Here is a 15,880-nt window from a genome sequence, read left to right as displayed (position 1 = left end):
GCATTGAACCTGCTGAGGCAATACTGCCAGAAAATTAAAGATAATTAAAAAAGCCCCCATCACAAGATGGGGGCTTTTTATCAGCTCAGGCATAAAGTTACAGCTGAGTGGCCGCCCACTTGGCGCGGCTCTCGCGGCTCTCTTTCAGACCTTCCTTCTCGCGATAGGCCTTATAAGCCTCGACATCCAGCGCCACCAGAGTCACCTCGACTTCGAGCACCAACTTGCACTCTTTCTTGATGCGCCAGGCCGCCGTGTTGTATAGCTCAGTCAGCGGCAGCGAGCTTAAGAACTCGGGATTGTATTGGGTGTAGATGGCCTGTGTCGGATAGACCACGAAACTCAGGCGACGCTTAGGCTCCTTCTTAAACAGCTCCTCGATACCATCACAGGTATTAAGCACCTGCATCTCTATGGTCTCATCCAGCTCCAGTAGCTTCTTGGCTGCCAGACCCGACACCTCGGCTTCACCCGCTTCCCAGGCCAATACGTCGGCCTCGCTGCACTTGCTCAGCTCGCCCACCTGGGCGGCAGTTAGGCCGAGTGAGTGACGCAGGTATTTAATTTCTATCGCATTTAATTCAGCTGTCTTTGCCATCTTGATATCCAAATTTGAGTTAATCTTGTCACGCGCCTAGGCGGGGATCCAAACCTCTTCGACCCATTGCCAGAACGACTCCCAGCTCTCCTCGGCCACCTCGCCGTCTTGCCACAGCATCACCTGACCTTCCTGATCGATACAGTAAAAATCATCCCCCTGCTGGCAGATGGCGATATATTCCCTCGGCATACCGATAGACCAGGCATAGGAGGTCACCTCTGGCAGATAGGTATGGGCATAAGGATCGGCTGCGGTCACAGGCTCCAGGGTGCCGTGAATCACGTCGCTGGCAAAGAGCAGATACTCTTTAAGCTCAGCGGGTAAGGGGATCAGGATCTGCTCTTCCACTTCGACCAGTTGATCGAAGCTTGGCAGCTCCAGGGGAACGGGAACTGTCTCGCTCAGTTCCCTGAGTTGCTCGATAAGATCGTGCATTATCGTCTGCTGTTAATGGGCTAATGGCGGCAAGTATAATCGCTTTAAGCCCAGATTGTTATTCCAATTTATCGCAGACGTAGCGCCACACTGAGATTAGGCCGCGGCTAGCAGCTCGGCGCTGTCCAGCCGCTTATAGTAGAGCCAAGCCTTGTGATATTGCTTGTGAGAGGCCTGGCGCAGATGGGTTATCTGCGCCAGCTCCAGCTCGCTCAGCTCGCGAGACTGGGCCATGGCGCGGGCCTCAATGGCCTGGATCTGTTCGTAGGCCTTATGCTCTTCGCCGCTCTTGATCTCGGCAATGGCCTTGAGATGCAGCTGCACCTCGGCGATCATGCCGGTTTGTGGCAGTTGCACCAGCAAATTAAGGTCACGGTAGCCAGAGGCTTTGGGCTCGGCGAAACGGTTTTTCACCTGCAGCACCTTGACCTTCTGCTGTAAATCCTCAAACGCCGTCATCAGCCCCTGAATATCTTCGGCCACCAGGCTGGCCCTGGCCAGATCCGTGATGCGGCTGGCGTCGCCGTCAAACTTGTTGTCAATCTTGGCCTTGGCACGTCCATAGCTTTTCACTTCGGGGATCAGCAGTTGATAACTGTCTTGGGCGTTTAGCCCCTCTAGCAGGCTGGTCAGCTCCTGCTGGGCGTTCTGGGCCTGAGCATAGAGGGTATCGAGATCATCGCTGCTCTGACGTATCAGGGCCGCCGAGCTACTGGCGATGGCGTGCAGACCATGCTGGTCCTTACTAAAGGACTGTTTCTGGGCGTAACAACCAGACTCCTCCTTGGTATCGATTAAGGCGTCGTAGTTGGTCGCCAGGGCGCTGCGGGTAGAGACAAGTAACAGGAAGATAAAAAAGGGTCTAAACAACTTATTCATAACCGTCCTCGGTAAAAGCGCAAACCTTGAACCCTTAATCTAGCCAGAGATCACTTAACCTTGGCTGAATGGATCATGAACAATTGTTTATCATGAAACGGCCATAAAAAAAGAGCGCCAAGGCGCTCTTTTTCATCGAGAAAACTCGAATTACCAGATCTTCACACGCTGAGCGGGTTCGATGTACATGGCATCGCCCTGCTTAACGTCGAAGGTGGTGTAGAACTCAGGCATGTTAGATAGCGCGCCCAGGGCACGGAACTTAGCCGGTGAGTGCGGATCGGTCGCCACGCGGTTACGCATCGCTTCTTCCTTGATCTTGGCGCGCCAGATCTGGCTGAAGCCGATGAAGAAACGCTCGTCGCCGGTCAGACCGTCGATAACAGGGGCTTTTTTACCATTGAGTGACATCTTGTAGGCCTTGTAGGCGATGGTCACGCCAGACAGGTCGCCGATGTTCTCACCCAGGGTCAGCTCACCGTTAACATTCAAGTCGTCAAACACCGCGTAACCGTTGTACTGAGCCACAAGCGCCTTACCACGAGCGGCAAACTCTTTCAGATCCTGCTCGGTCCACCAGTCGCGCATGTTACCTTCGCCGTCGAACTTAGCGCCCTGGTCGTCGAAGCCATGACCCATCTCGTGACCGATCACCGCGCCGATGCCGCCATAGTTAACCGCATCGTCTGCCGCCATGTTGAAGAAAGGCGGTTGCAGAATCGCTGCCGGGAACACGATCTCGTTCATGGTTGGGTTGTAGTAGGCGTTCACCGTCTGTGGTGTCATGTGCCACTCCCACTTGCGGATTGGCGAACCTAGCTTCTCAAGCTCCTTCTCGTGGCTCAGTTCGCTGGCGCGCATGCTGTTGCCCACCAGGTCATCAGCCTTGATGGTCAGCTTGTCGTAGTTTTCCCAGCGATCTGGGTAACCGATCTTAGGATCGAACTTAGCCAGCTTGTCTTTGGCCGCCACCTTAGTGTCTGGGCTCATCCAATCCAGGCCGTCGATGCTCTCACCATAGGCGCGGCGTAGGTTCTCAACCAGTTCCTGCATACGCTGCTTAGCTTCAGGCTTGAAGTGACGCTTCACATAAACCTTACCCACAACCTCGCCCAGCAGGTTGTTTACCGTGCTCACGCCGCGCTTCCAACGTGGCTGCTGCTCGGCCTGACCGTTGAGCGTCTTAGAGAAGAACTCGAAGTTTTCACGGTCAAGCTCTGTGCTCAGATCGCCGGCGAAGTGCGTCAGCATCTGCCAGCTCATGTAGGTCTTCCATACAGACAGATCGTTAGCCTTTAGCACCTCGTTGAAACCTTCGATGAAGCTAGGCTGATTGATGATGATGTCGGCCTGCTTGTCTGCGCCCAGAGTCTTGAGGTAACCGTTCCAGTTGATATCCGGTGCCAGCTTAGGCAAGTCCGCTACCTGATACAGGTTATAGGTCTTAGTGCTGTCACGCGTCTCGACCACGTCCCAATGACGACTGGCGATAGCGGTTTCCAGCGCCAGGATCTGCTCGGCGCTCTCTTTGGCGTTTGGCAGACCAGCCAGGGTGAACATCTTCTCGATGTGGGCCACAAACGCCTTACGAATGTTGACGAAACGCTCGGCTTCGTTGAAGTAGTAGTCTTTCTCCGGCAGGCTCAAACCATATTGCCAGATATGGGTTGCATAGCGGCTAGAGTTTTTCGAGTCGATGTCGATGTAGAAAGCCAGCGGCGTGCCGCCGCCTATGATCTGGCTGTGGGCAAAGTATTCCACCAGCTGATCTTTGTTCTCGAGGGCGGCGATCTTGTCCAGCTCGCCTTGAATCGGCTTGATACCCAGCTTGTCTAGCTGATCTGTGTCCATGAAAGAGCGATACAGGTCGGCAACCTTCTGCTCATCGCTGCCCGCCTTCAGGTTAGGCGTAGCCGCCACCTCTTCGATGATCGCCTTAACATCGTCACGCGACTTCTCACGCAGGTCATAGAAGGCACCCGTGCTGGTGCGATCGCCTGGGATCTCAGTGTTCTTGATCCAGGTGCCGTTTACATAGGCATAGAAATCATCTTGAGGACGTACCGACTTGTCGAAGTTAGCGAAATCGATACCCGAGGCCAGGGCCTGCTCTACCGCGACTGCGGTTTCTGTCTTGGTGGTTTCAGGGGCCTTAACTTCTGCCTGGTCGCTGTTGCAAGCGCTAAGACCAAGAATCAAAGAGGCGCACACCCCTCCAACGAACACTTTTTTCATGTGAATTCCTTTTATGCTTATTTGTTTTTTTGTTAGCAATGCGACTGTCATGGCGAAGCCAAAATGGTGCAAAAACTGCTTCAAGATACCTATGTTAAAGGGATTAGGCCAATGTAAACAAGTTTATCTGCGGTCCGTGGGTGAAATTATGGCCACTCATATGTAAGTAAAGATTTCCTCTCCACAGGCCAGCAGCCCAGTAGCGCCTAGGGCCTGTTTATCTTTCGCGTTCATTTTTGCAGCATTCTGTATCGCTTTTATACAAGGCAGAGCGATTGTAATGTAGTGCACTACATCAATGAGCGATAACGCAGTAGAAAAATGATACAGACGCTGCCCGCAGGGTTCGTCTTGAGCACGTTCAACGCTTTGTTACTCGGCTTTTATATAAAATAACTATACTTCAAGCCTCCTGCCGCGATTTGAACGTGCTCAATTAGAACAAAAATTGTTCTCAAAAGGTCAACAGGCCCTAGATATACCGCATCACCCGCGCCGGATTACCGCCCACCAGCGTCCTTGGCGCCACGTCCTTGGTCACCACGGCGCCGGCGGCGATAACCGCCTCATCGCCTATGGTCACACCCGGCAGAATGATCGCCCCGCCACCGATCCATACCCGCTCGCCGATCTGAATCGCCTCGGCCTGTTCCCAGCCCTGACAGCGACGCTCCGCATCCAGTGGATGATTGGCGGTGTAGCACTGCACGTTTGGCCCTATCATGGTCTGGCGGCCTATGGTGATGGGGGCGTTGTCCTGCAGGGTGACATTGACGTTGATAAATACCTGAGGCGCCACATGCAGATTCTGACCATAGCTGATATAGAGCGGCAGCTTAATCACCGCCTGAGAATCGACATTTGGCAATAAATCCTTGTTCCAGTGTCCACACTGATTCATCTGTGCGTTAGCTTGCTGGCACAACTGCCAGCGCTTTTGTAACTCGCTGTCGAGGCAGTTGTACTCCTGACCACCGATCATCTTGCAAATTCACTAAGAGCTTCCATCGCCTGCCGACTCCTTAGGGATGCATACGCAATATAAGATTGCTCATGCTAACATTTTTCCTTAGCGGCATTTATCCCTACTGCCACTTTTCCTTACTGGCATCTCACACGACTAGCACTTTTCCTTTCTAGCACTTTTCCTTTCTTCTCAGGGGCCTCATAATAGCGCCCCACAGTAACATCCTTAGGTTAACCCAGTGCGTTTAGACAAATTTATCAGCGAATCCACCCATCTCACCCGCTCCTTGGCCAAGAAGGCCCTTCACAGAGGCGAAGTGACCGTCGATGGCCAGGTGATCAAAGATGGCAGCTTTAAGTTGAATGATAGCCAGAAAGTCTGTCTGGACGGCGAGCCCATCTCGCTGATTGGGCCACGTTTTATCATGCTGCACAAGCCGGTGGATACCCTCTGCTCGACCGTCGATGAGGTCTACCCTTCTGTGCTCAATCTGCTCGAACTGCCCCATAAAGAAGATCTACACATCGCCGGACGACTGGACGCCGATACCACTGGGCTGGTGCTGATCACCAGCGACGGTCAGTGGTCCCACAGGGTCACCTCTCCGAAACGCGAATGCGGTAAGACCTATCTAGTGCAGCTGGCCGCTCCCCTCAAAGAGGAGTGGGTCGAGCAATTTGCCACGGGGCTGGCACTGCGCAACGAAGATGGACTCACCAAACCCGCTAAGCTTGAGTTGCTTGGCAGCCATGAGGCGAGACTCACCATCACCGAAGGCAAATATCATCAGGTAAAACGAATGTTTGCCGCCGTCGGCAACAAGGTGGTGGGACTGCACAGGGAGTCTATCGGCGAGATAGTGCTGGATGACGGCCTGGCAGAGGGGGAATGGCGCTACCTGACAGAGGATGAAATAGCCTCGGTAAAATAGCGCGCCGCCGGTAGCCAATTGCGCAAGCTAGCGACCAGTCTATTATCGGCCCAATTACTTACCCGCGATGACCGCCTTGATGCTATTGAGTAGCGCGCGGTCGGTGCGGGCCTTCTTCAACTTCTTCACACTCTCCTTGAGCGAGGCGTCTGAAAGACGGGTAAAGATGTTATTGTACTCCTTCTCCTCAATCGCCTCGTCGCTATCGGCCAGCTCGGCAATATCCTGAGCGACGCGGCTAAGCTGAAGCCAGGCATTCGCGATATAGAAGCCGTGAAATTCGGCCTGAGCCACTAGCCCCTTGGCGCTGGTAGGCAGGGCCTCCCAGGCGGCGCTAAACTTACCCTCTTCATCGCTTAGCAGCTCGTTAAACAGATTGGCATAGGCCTCCAGCAGATTTGCCGGCACCTTATCCATAGGGATCACGGTATTACATACGTTCAGCGCCACCTGTTCTGCGATCGCCTGATATTCTTTACTGGGTTTACTCATAAGACACTCTCAACACAACACGCCGCTAATAGCGCGGCCAAGTTCGCCTAAAGACACTCGCCGGATTGGGCCGCCAAGCAGGCGCAGAATAAAGGCTGACGTTATACCCTAGTCTGACTGAAAAGGAAAATTGCCACTTTTGTTATATGAAAGTTAAAAATAACGCATAAAAAATATACTTTTTACTGTCAATAAACTGTCATCCGTATAATATAGTTACAAAAAAAGTGTTTATGCTATGGTTAAATGGTCACATAGCAAGGTTGGCAAAGCTAAAAATGACAAGAAAAATAAAAGCAAAATCCTGGATAACGTCTCTGCTGCTGATCAGTCTTAGCCTCTCACTCTTAGGGCTCAGCCCATCGAGCCTGGCGCAAGAAAATACCGCCGAAGAGATAGATGCTATTTTCAAGAAATTCGATCACGGCGAATATGGTGACCAAGAAGCGATCAAAGAGGCGCTTGGCTTCCTGACGACCAATGTCTCGCCCGATGACATGGAGCGTTACCTCAAGCTGCAGACTGTGCTTTGCTGGAACAACTATGACATCACCAAGCAGCAAGCACTCAAAGATGCCATCGCCTTTGCCGACATGAAACTCCTAACCGAAGGGGTCGCCGCCTCGCCAGAGATAACCACAGATCTCAAGCTGTGCCGCGCCTTCATGCATCAGTTGCTTGGTAAGGTAGATGTGGCACTAGAGGAATACAATAAGGTTGTCGCCGAAGCCTATCTCATCGAATCCCCAAGGCTGATCGCCGACTCGCGCTCACTGCGCGGCGCCATCTACTCTTTTCAAGGTAACTTTGCCCAGGCACTGGAAGATCTGATCACAGCCCAGCACCTGTATGAATCCCTTAACCTGCAATATTGGGCCATCTACAACCTCACCGAACTGGCCACCAGCTATCGCCGCTTCGGCGATCCCCAGACGGCCATCAAATATTATCACAAGCTGGAGAAGGGCTTCGAAGATACCGGCGACAAGAATGGCGCCAACGCCATCAAGACAGAGATAGGCTTCGCCCTTCAGGAACTTGGCGAGTATGAGGCGGCACTAAAGAAGCACAAGGAGGCCTATCAATACTGGCGCGACACCCTGGGTGAGGAAGCCAGTGCCTACACCGCGGTGAATGTTGCCGGCGTACTGATTGAGCTACATCGCCAAGGGGAGGCCAAGCCATACCTAGCGCTCGCAGAAAAGTACGTGCAGCCGGAACAAGGCGCCAGCTATAGTTTCATGCGCCTCTATCAGGCGCAATCGGCGCTGAAGGATGGTCAGTATCAACAGGCACTCGACTATATCGACATGGCCGAGAAGGCCTTTAATCAGATCAAAAACACCCGCGGCCTGGAGATGCTACATATGGTGCACAGCCAGATCTTCGTCGCCGAAAAAGACTGGCAACAGGCCTACGAGGCGCTGCTGAGCTATATCCAGACCCATAAGGCACTCGATGCCACCCAGCAGACCAACCGCACCACCGAGATGCGAACCCGCTTCAATACCGAGCAGATAGAGCGCGAGAATCAGCAGCTGATCGAACTGCAGAAGATCAAGGAAAACGAACTGGTGATCCTCAAGCAGAACAAGTATCTGCAACTGGCGGTGATCGTGCTGGGCTGCATCATCATGATCATTCTCTCGATCGTCGCCTACAAGCAGTCACAAAAATCCAAACTGCTCTCTATCCTGGCACTGACGGACCACCTGACCCAGTTGCCTAACCGGCGCTACACCTATTCCAAGGGTGAGGGATACTTCAAGTCCAAGAATGAGGAGCACCACCCGCTGTCGATCATACTGTTCGATGCCGACCACTTTAAGAAGGTGAACGATAAGTATGGCCATGATATAGGTGATAAGGTGCTCATCGCCCTCGCCAACATCAGCAACGGACTGATGCGTAAACAAGATCTGGTGGGGCGTGTCGGCGGAGAAGAGTTTCTGGTTATCCTACCCGGCACCACGGCCGAGCAGGCACTCAATGTCGCCCAGCGTCTGGTCACCACGGTAGAGAGCAGCAACTTCGATGACGTCTACATGAATTTCAAGCTCACCATCAGCGCAGGTATCGCCTGCAGCGATGGCGACAAGAGCTTCGAGCAGCTGTTGAAACGGGCCGACGATGCCCTCTACCGCGCCAAGTCATCGGGTCGTAACTGCGCCATCTTAGATACCTAATGATTGCAATTAACCGACAGCTGCAATTAACCAGAAGCCAAAGATAAGACGCAGCAGTCAACCCATAGTCGCGGTTAGCTAACCGCGACAAACCAGCGACCTACAAACTTAGGTCACCGTGTTTAAGCAGCTCGATACGATGGGGTGGAGTGAGTTTGGGAAACCATTCGTGATAGAGGCGCGCCATCTCGCCTGAGGCCTGCAGCTTAGCCAGCGCATCATGCCAGCGAAGCACCCGCTCTGGGTCAGTTCCCTTAGAGAAAGCCAGATAGAGATCTATCTGCGCCAGCTCCAACACGGGATGCACCTCATCCAGCCCCATATTCACCTCGGCCAGCAGCCGCGCCACCGCCAGATCGGCCTGACACCAGAAACGGATCCTGTCGTGCTGTAGCTGACGCGCCGACTGCTGGGGAAAGCTGGCCACCGTCAGGTGCTCTACCCCTTGACGCATCAGGATAGACTCCCCCAGAGAGCCACGATAGACGCCGACGCTACCCAGGGCATCCAGCTCGGCTACCGATGTGGGCGTGACCCTGTCATCGGCCTTGGCATAGATAGAGATACTGGTGGTAGCAATTGGACCGACGAAATCGAAATTCCTGCTGCGCTGCTCGTTGCGAGAGGTGGCAAACAAGAGCACATTGGCCTGCCCCTCTGCAATGGCAAAAGCCCTCGCCCAGGGCAATACCTCGATATTGGCCTCCTCGCCCAGTTCACTGGCGAGGCGCCGCACCAGGCTGACACCATAGCCCATGGGAAGCCCCTGTTCCTGATAGCTCATGGGCGCCCACTCTTCGGTCAACATACGCAGGGGCGCCGCCCCAACCGGACGGGATAGACCAAGCAGTGATAAATAGATCAGCGATAAACCAATCAGCAAGATGCGCCACGCGCTACACCAGATCAAATTGCTCTCCCGCAAGTTAGGCCAACACCTGTTATTGATTATCGTCTAAGATGAGCAGGCTTTCCCTATGCCTATACTAATGCCTATATTTAGCCCCCATATTCAGCGCCTATAGTTGGTGCCTATAGTTGGTGCCTAAATTTAGCAACTATATTTAGCGCCTAAATTTGTGCCTATGCTGCCGAGCCCTTTTCTCGACTCTTCTTCCCAACTTAAATAGCGCCCAGCCAAATTGCAATAGGCGCCATTAGAGGCAAGACCAGGCCCTCGCTATTCTTTTAAGCAAAACCCTAACCACTAGATTAATCACTGGTATTAGTCATGGCCTTAACCACTGGCATTAGTCATCGCCTTAAGCAGCCGTGTTAAATTTTCTCACGCAAAGCAAAACTGTTATCATGGCGCCACAGTTATCCTGACCTCACCACTCTTGGTCCAAAGTATGTCTCACCACAGCCCCCTGACGCCCCAAGCATTACAGCAGCTCGCCCTTAAGATCAAAACCTGGGGTAAGGCATTAGGCTTTGCGCAAATCGGCATCTGCGATACCGATCTCAGCGCCGAAGAGCCCAAGCTACAGGCCTGGCTCGATAAGGGCTACCACGGCGAGATGGGTTATATGGAGAGTCATGGCATGATGCGCGCCCGCCCTCATGAGCTGCATCCGGGCACGGTGCGGGTCATCAGTGCGCGCATGGACTACCTGCCGCCAGAGGCCGGCTTTGCCACCCACCTTAAAGACCCCAATCTGGCTTATATCTCGCGCTACGCGGGGGGCCGTGACTACCACAAGATGATCCGCAACCGGCTAAAGAAGCTGGGGCAGCAGATTGAGGCCGAGCTGGATGACTTAGGGTTAGCGCGCCCCAATTACCGCCCCTTCGTGGATTCAGCGCCAATCTTAGAGCGCCCGCTGGCCGACAAGGCTGGGCTCGGCTGGACGGGCAAACACAGCCTGCTACTCAATCATGAGGCGGGGAGCTGGTTCTTCCTGGGGGAGCTGCTTATCGATCTCCCGCTACCTGTGGATATTCCGGTCAAAGCCGATTGCAACACCTGTGTGGCCTGCATCAAGTCTTGCCCCACCAACGCCATCGTCGAGCCCTATGTGGTGGATGGCAGGCGCTGCATCTCCTATCTCACCATAGAACTGCAGGGGGCAATTCCCGAGGAATTCAGGCCCTTGATAGGCAACCGCATCTATGGCTGTGACGACTGTCAGCTGGTGTGTCCGGTCAATGGTGAGGCGCCCTTGACCCAGGAAAGCGATTTTCATACCCGGGATCCACTCAAACGCCCAGCTCTATTGACCCTCTTTGCCTGGAGCGAGGCGGAGTTTCTCAAGTTTACCGAAGGCAGCGCCATTCGCCGTATCGGCCATAAGCGTTGGCTGCGCAACATAGCGATTGCCCTGGGTAATGCCCCGGCATCAGAGGAGATAATCGCCGCCCTCGAGGCTCGCCGGGACAGCGAAGAGGTCGACGACATGGTACGCGAGCATATCGACTGGGCGCTGGCGCGCCAGCAGTCTGGTGAAGTTCAAATCAATCGTAAGACCCAGAGGGTGATCCGCACCGTCGAAAAGGGGCTGCCCCGGGACGCCTGACCCCTTGCATCATCAATCAGAGTCTAAGGTGAAGCCCACCTTAATCGTCACCTGCCAGTGGGCAATCAAGCCGGCCTCTAAGTGCCCCCGGGTCTCGACCACCTGAAACCACCTGAGATGATGCAGCGACTGACTGGCCGATTCGATGGCATTCTTAATCGCCTCGTCCGAACTTATGGGTGAGGAACCAACGAGTTCGATGATCTTGTAGGTATGACTCATAGTGGATCTCCTGTTGCAAACTGGCTATCCCCTTGAGTATAGAAAAGCTTTGCGCCCCCTGTGTACCCAGGCGCAAAATCCTTACTGAATCGCCACAGCTAAGCCTGCTTTAAGCGCCCTAGCAGCTTGTCGGCCACCCGAAAGGCGTTGGCATAAATGGTAAAGGTCGGGGTAACGCTCCCGCCATTTGGCATGAAGGCGCCGTCGGTCACATACAGATTATCGCAATCGTGTACCCGGCAATCGGGATCAAGCACAGATGTGCGCGGATCGACACCGAAGCGGCATCCCCCCGCCACTAGGTTGGCCGTGGGGTCGCTAAACACATTGCCCCAGACCTCGTCGGCGCCCATGGCCTGCATCACCTCCACGCCGCGATCGACCAGATACTGGGCGACCTTAAGATCGTGGGGATGAAAACCGGCGCGCACCTTGGCCACTGGCTGGCCCCATTTATCCTTATCCTCATCATCCAGGCTGACAAAACACTCATCATGGGTGAGCCAGTCGCAGAAGACCTCAAACTTAAAGTCCCGCGACTGGGTAAAGTGCGCCTTAAGCTTCTGCTTGAGCGGCGTGCCCCAGAGCAGATTGCCCTCCTGCCACTTGAGCGCATTCGCCTCACTGGTGGGCGATGGCGGGTCGAACACGAAGTCTAAGGTGCCGCCCTTTACGGGCTTATCGAACGCGGCCTTATCATCAATCACATACCAGTCTTGCAGGGCGCGATTAAAGAAGGGGCCGCGCAGCTTGAGGCCTCTGGCGGTCTCGGCTGATAGTTTATCCAGCTTAAACACCCCATGGCCGGTCCCGCCGGCGCAGCAGTGCAGGTTCTTGCCAACCTGGCCATGGCGGTTGCCTATCCCCTTAGGGTGTTTCTCACCAGTGCTCGCCAGCAGCAGGCGCGCACTCTCGATGGCGTAGCAGGCAACCACGAAAACCTTGGCCTGGATCCGCCGACTGTCGCCCTTGGCATCGAAATAGTCGGCAGAACTCACCCGTCCCTTGCTATCGGTATTGAGTCGATACACCTTGGCTCGTGGGATGATGCGGCAATGGCCGCTGGCCACCGCATGATTCAGCAGCGCCGCCCGGGAGCTGCCCTTGGCACCTGAATGGCAGCCATAGCTGCCGCAATAGCCGGAATACTCGCAGCTCATCCGCCCGTTGAAGGGGCGAGACAATATGGCCCGCGCCATCGGCAGCGGATTAAGCTTAAGCGCCTCGCAGGCATTATCGAAACGCGCCGCGATAGGGTGCTCGACGGTAGGCGCAAAGGGGAAGTCCGGGGTCGACCTAGGTTCTAAGTTGGGATGTTGCACCACCCGGCCGCTGACGCCGACAAGCTGCTCCACCTTAGTGTAATACGGCTCCAGCTCCTCATAGCTGATGGGCCAGTCGACCGTGTTGCTGCCGGGGATCACCCCATAGGTTGAGGCGAGACGAAAATCCGTTGGCTTGAGACGATGGAAATAGCCGCTCATAAAGTTAGAGGCGCCGCCGACGACATTGCCGCCCCAAAACTGCGCCGTGGTCTCCCGGCGCCAGCCCCCCTCGCCATCGGGTAGCTCGAGCACGTGACGCTCCTCGTCAAACTGAGAGCGAAACACCCTGTGGCGGGGCAATTCCTCATCTTTCACGAAATCCTGCTCGGTATACCAATCGCCCTTTTCCAGCACGACCACGTCGATCCCGGCTCTGGCCAACTCATAGGCGATGGGGCCGGCGCCCGCGCCGCTGCCCACGATACAAACCTCGAATTGATGGGGCGTCTCCCCCTTGGGTGCTAATCCAGCAGCTGTCATCTGCAAAGTGTCCTAATAAAAATCTGCTAAAAAGTGGCCTGTCATCCCAGATTAAAAATCGAGGTAACTCTTACCCGCTATAGGCCGAGGAAATCCCGGCTGGTGCTCGAGCCAGCGCCAACCTATCTCGTCTGGATTGCCGCCATAGAGGGGATCCAGCGTCAGCGCCTCAATCAGGTAATAGAGCAGCAGGGAGAGCCAGTTCTCACCGGCGCGGCTCTTAGCGATCTCTTTTAGCAGCGCGTCTTGCTCATCCCAGCTCAACACCAGAAAACTACGTCCCCTTTGGGTATCGGCCCAATCCTCCAACCAGGCCGCCCCCTGCAAGATAAACTGCCTGTCCTCATCGATGCGATTATCAGGATCTTCAATGGCCCACAAGAGATAGCGATAGGCATTGAGATCCTTGGCCGAGGGGCCATCGCCATCATCGGGAAACAAATGTAGCTGCACCGCCTCAATGATGGCGCGGTTGATCACATCAAAACCTTGCGGCCTTGTCGTGATGGAAAATTCGTTTTCGGCCCAGCTCAACTGGGGTTTAGCCGCCAACAGCATCGCCGCGGCGCCGCTTGCAGCCAGAAACGCCCGCCGGGTCAAGCCGCTTTCAAAGGCATACTCTGTAGCCATCTTATTCCCTCGCCTTGTCACCTTACCTCCCAAAGCCTGCGAGCTGATCTCGCCTCAGTCGGTACACAGACCGAAAATATCGCTAAATCGATTCAACTGAGTGTGAATTTTTCACCGCCCCGGGTCAACACCCAGCGCACAAAGCCATTGAATCACCAGGCGGCGACCCGGCGAAAATGCGCCTAGACTAAAGGCAACGGCCAATGCGCAACCCCTAAGGAGATTCCATGGTTAACCCTATCATCGCCGATAACAAGCCCAAGAAAGTCGAGCTCACCAAAGGCAAGGAATACTATTTCTGTGTCTGCGGCCGCTCCAATAACCAGCCCTTCTGCGATGGTTCCCATAAGGGAACAGGGTTTAGCCCCAAGGCCTTCACCGCCGAGAAAGATGGCGAGGCCTACCTGTGCGCCTGCAAACACACGGGCAACGCCCCCTACTGCGACGGCACCCATAAAAACTTCACCGCCGAGCAGGTGGGCCAGGAGGGGCCTGGACGCGAGGCCTTAGGCATCGATGTCGGCAAGCCGCCCAAGGCGGTCGCCACTCAGGAGGAGCCCGGCGTCGAACTGATCCATCAGCTGGCCAGGGAAGGCCTGAAGACTCTCGGCCATCACGGCCCCATGGTCGCCATGGGTGTCCCCAGGTATCAGCTGCCCAGCTGGGACGAGATTCAGATCATGACGGCCCAGATAGCCAGCAAGCCTCTGTTTGAAGAGGAGGCCGTCGACACAGAGCTGATCATAGGCCCAGAGGCGCGCAAGCCGCTGAGGCTCAAGATCCCCCTGCTGGTGTCGGACATGAGCTTCGGCGCGCTATCGGAAGAGGCCAAGACCGCCCTGGCCAAGGGGGCCGAGCTGGCGGGCACAGGGATCTGCTCGGGTGAGGGCGGCATGTTGCCCGAGGAGCAAGCGGCCAACTCCCGCTACTTCTACGAACTGGCCAGCGCCCAGTTTGGCTACCAGGAGGCCTTGATGGCCAAGATACAGGCGTTCCATTTCAAGGGGGGCCAGGGCGCCAAGACAGGCACAGGCGGTCATCTGCCCGGTAGCAAGAACCAGGGCAAGATCGCCCAGATAAGAGGCATTCCTGCAGGGCAAGATGCCATCTCACCACCGCGTTTCAGGGACCTCAACTCGGTGGCCGACTTCAAACGCTTCGCCGACAGGGTGCGAGAACTCAGCGGCGGCGTGCCTATCGGCTTTAAGCTCAGTGCTAACCATATCGAACGGGAGATCCAGTTTGCACTGGATGCCAGCGCGGACTACATCATACTCGACGGCCGAGGTGGCGGCACGGGCGCGGCGCCGCAGATCTTTCGCGATCACATCAGCGTGCCCACCATTCCAGCCCTGGCCCGCGCCCGGCGCTACCTCGACCAGCAGGGCGCCAGCGGCAGGGTTACCCTGATCATCACTGGCGGTCTCAGGCTGCCCATGGACTTTGTCAAGGCGATGGCCCTTGGCGCCGACGGCGTGGCCCTGGCCAACAGCGCCATGCAGGCGATCGGCTGCGTGGCCGCCCGCATCTGTAACACCAACAACTGCCCCGCCGGCATTGCCACCCAAAATGCCGACCTGCGTCAGCGCCTAAACATAGATAAATCGGCGCAGCAGCTGGCCAACTTTCTTCAGGCCTCCACCGAACTGATGCAGGTGATGGCCAGGGCCTGCGGCCATCACAGCCTGCAAGATTTCAACCTGGACGATCTCGCCACCTGGCACAGCGAGATGGCCAGGCTGTCGGGCATCCCCTACGCCGGGGTGACGCCTATCTAGGCGTTAGCGAGCATCATCTAGCCTAATCTAAGGCACGTAGGCTTAAGGGGGAAGCCTTAGGTTAGGCGATAAAAATAAACAGGCTAATGGCTTGTTTAATAAGATAAACCGGTGCAAACTTGCCGCCGAGGATCTCGGGACGAATCCATCGCCCAACATCAGCACTCGCCTCATTGCTGCCATAGACAATGTGAAGGACCACA

The 15,880-nt window shown here is 55.3% G+C and carries 15 protein-coding genes; 4 read left to right on the top strand and 11 right to left on the bottom strand.

Annotated elements, in window-relative coordinates:
• Positions 1-97: 97 nt before the first annotated feature.
• The 5 genes from DB48_RS02195 to DB48_RS02175 form a co-directional block, all read right to left on the bottom strand.
• Positions 98-598 (bottom strand): DUF4447 family protein, encoded by a 501-nt coding sequence (locus DB48_RS02195; RefSeq protein WP_041508734.1) that lies wholly within the window; start codon positions 596-598, stop codon positions 98-100.
• Positions 599-634: 36 nt separating this feature from the next.
• Entirely contained in the window at positions 635-1,036 is a 402-nt protein-coding gene (locus tag DB48_RS02190; RefSeq protein ID WP_041508705.1) for an SMI1/KNR4 family protein, read from the bottom strand.
• A gap of 96 nt (positions 1,037-1,132) precedes the next feature.
• Entirely contained in the window at positions 1,133-1,915 is a 783-nt protein-coding gene (locus DB48_RS02185; protein ID WP_041508704.1) for a RelA/SpoT domain-containing protein, read from the bottom strand.
• 150 nt (positions 1,916-2,065) lie between these two features.
• The gene (locus tag DB48_RS02180) at positions 2,066-4,150 is read right to left on the bottom strand and encodes a M13 family metallopeptidase (protein ID WP_041508703.1); all 2,085 of its coding nucleotides are present in this window, start codon (positions 4,148-4,150) and stop codon (positions 2,066-2,068) included.
• 472 nt (positions 4,151-4,622) lie between these two features.
• Positions 4,623-5,132 (bottom strand): sugar O-acetyltransferase, encoded by a 510-nt coding sequence (locus DB48_RS02175; RefSeq protein WP_041508702.1) that lies wholly within the window; start codon positions 5,130-5,132, stop codon positions 4,623-4,625.
• Between the two features lie 223 nt (positions 5,133-5,355).
• Between DB48_RS02175 and rsuA the strand changes: the two genes are divergently transcribed.
• Positions 5,356-6,048 carry a 16S rRNA pseudouridine(516) synthase RsuA gene (gene rsuA / locus DB48_RS02170; RefSeq protein ID WP_041508701.1) on the top strand — a complete coding sequence of 231 codons (693 nt, stop codon included), beginning with the start codon at positions 5,356-5,358 and terminating at the stop codon, positions 6,046-6,048.
• 54 nt (positions 6,049-6,102) lie between these two features.
• Here rsuA and DB48_RS02165 read toward each other — a convergent pair whose 3' ends face one another.
• Positions 6,103-6,540 carry a DUF3069 domain-containing protein gene (locus DB48_RS02165; protein WP_041508700.1) on the bottom strand — a complete coding sequence of 146 codons (438 nt, stop codon included), beginning with the start codon at positions 6,538-6,540 and terminating at the stop codon, positions 6,103-6,105.
• A 278-nt stretch (positions 6,541-6,818) separates the two neighbouring features.
• Between DB48_RS02165 and DB48_RS02160 the strand changes: the two genes are divergently transcribed.
• Positions 6,819-8,726 (top strand): tetratricopeptide repeat-containing diguanylate cyclase, encoded by a 1,908-nt coding sequence (locus DB48_RS02160; RefSeq protein WP_041508699.1) that lies wholly within the window; start codon positions 6,819-6,821, stop codon positions 8,724-8,726.
• A gap of 100 nt (positions 8,727-8,826) precedes the next feature.
• On the opposite strand, the gene DB48_RS02155 is transcribed toward DB48_RS02160, so the two are convergent.
• On the bottom strand, positions 8,827-9,636 hold the full coding sequence (locus tag DB48_RS02155) for a substrate-binding periplasmic protein (protein WP_327270040.1): 810 nt from the start codon (positions 9,634-9,636) through the stop codon (positions 8,827-8,829).
• Between the two features lie 442 nt (positions 9,637-10,078).
• Here DB48_RS02155 and queG point away from each other — a divergent pair, with 442 nt between their 5' ends.
• Entirely contained in the window at positions 10,079-11,242 is a 1,164-nt protein-coding gene (queG, locus tag DB48_RS02150; RefSeq protein WP_041508732.1) for a tRNA epoxyqueuosine(34) reductase QueG, read from the top strand.
• 12 nt (positions 11,243-11,254) lie between these two features.
• Here queG and DB48_RS02145 read toward each other — a convergent pair whose 3' ends face one another.
• The 3 genes from DB48_RS02145 to DB48_RS02135 form a co-directional block, all read right to left on the bottom strand.
• Positions 11,255-11,464, bottom strand: coding sequence for a dodecin (locus DB48_RS02145; protein WP_041508698.1), 210 nt, complete (start codon positions 11,462-11,464; stop codon positions 11,255-11,257).
• A gap of 98 nt (positions 11,465-11,562) precedes the next feature.
• Positions 11,563-13,269, bottom strand: a complete 1,707-nt coding sequence (locus tag DB48_RS02140; protein ID WP_052813622.1) for a GMC family oxidoreductase — start codon at positions 13,267-13,269, stop codon at positions 11,563-11,565.
• A 51-nt stretch (positions 13,270-13,320) separates the two neighbouring features.
• Positions 13,321-13,899, bottom strand: coding sequence for a gluconate 2-dehydrogenase subunit 3 family protein (locus DB48_RS02135; protein ID WP_052813621.1), 579 nt, complete (start codon positions 13,897-13,899; stop codon positions 13,321-13,323).
• A gap of 227 nt (positions 13,900-14,126) precedes the next feature.
• Here DB48_RS02135 and DB48_RS02130 point away from each other — a divergent pair, with 227 nt between their 5' ends.
• On the top strand, positions 14,127-15,677 hold the full coding sequence (locus tag DB48_RS02130) for a glutamate synthase-related protein (protein WP_041508696.1): 1,551 nt from the start codon (positions 14,127-14,129) through the stop codon (positions 15,675-15,677).
• A gap of 61 nt (positions 15,678-15,738) precedes the next feature.
• Here DB48_RS02130 and DB48_RS20180 read toward each other — a convergent pair whose 3' ends face one another.
• Positions 15,739-15,879 carry a hypothetical protein gene (locus DB48_RS20180; RefSeq protein WP_160290135.1) on the bottom strand — a complete coding sequence of 47 codons (141 nt, stop codon included), beginning with the start codon at positions 15,877-15,879 and terminating at the stop codon, positions 15,739-15,741.
• Position 15,880 lies beyond the last annotated feature (1 nt).

It is taken from the genome of Shewanella sp. cp20, assembly GCF_000832025.1.
Lineage (GTDB): Bacteria > Pseudomonadota > Gammaproteobacteria > Enterobacterales > Shewanellaceae > Shewanella.
Note: the sequence above shows the minus strand (reverse complement) of the source record. Positions and strands in the feature narration are given on the sequence as shown.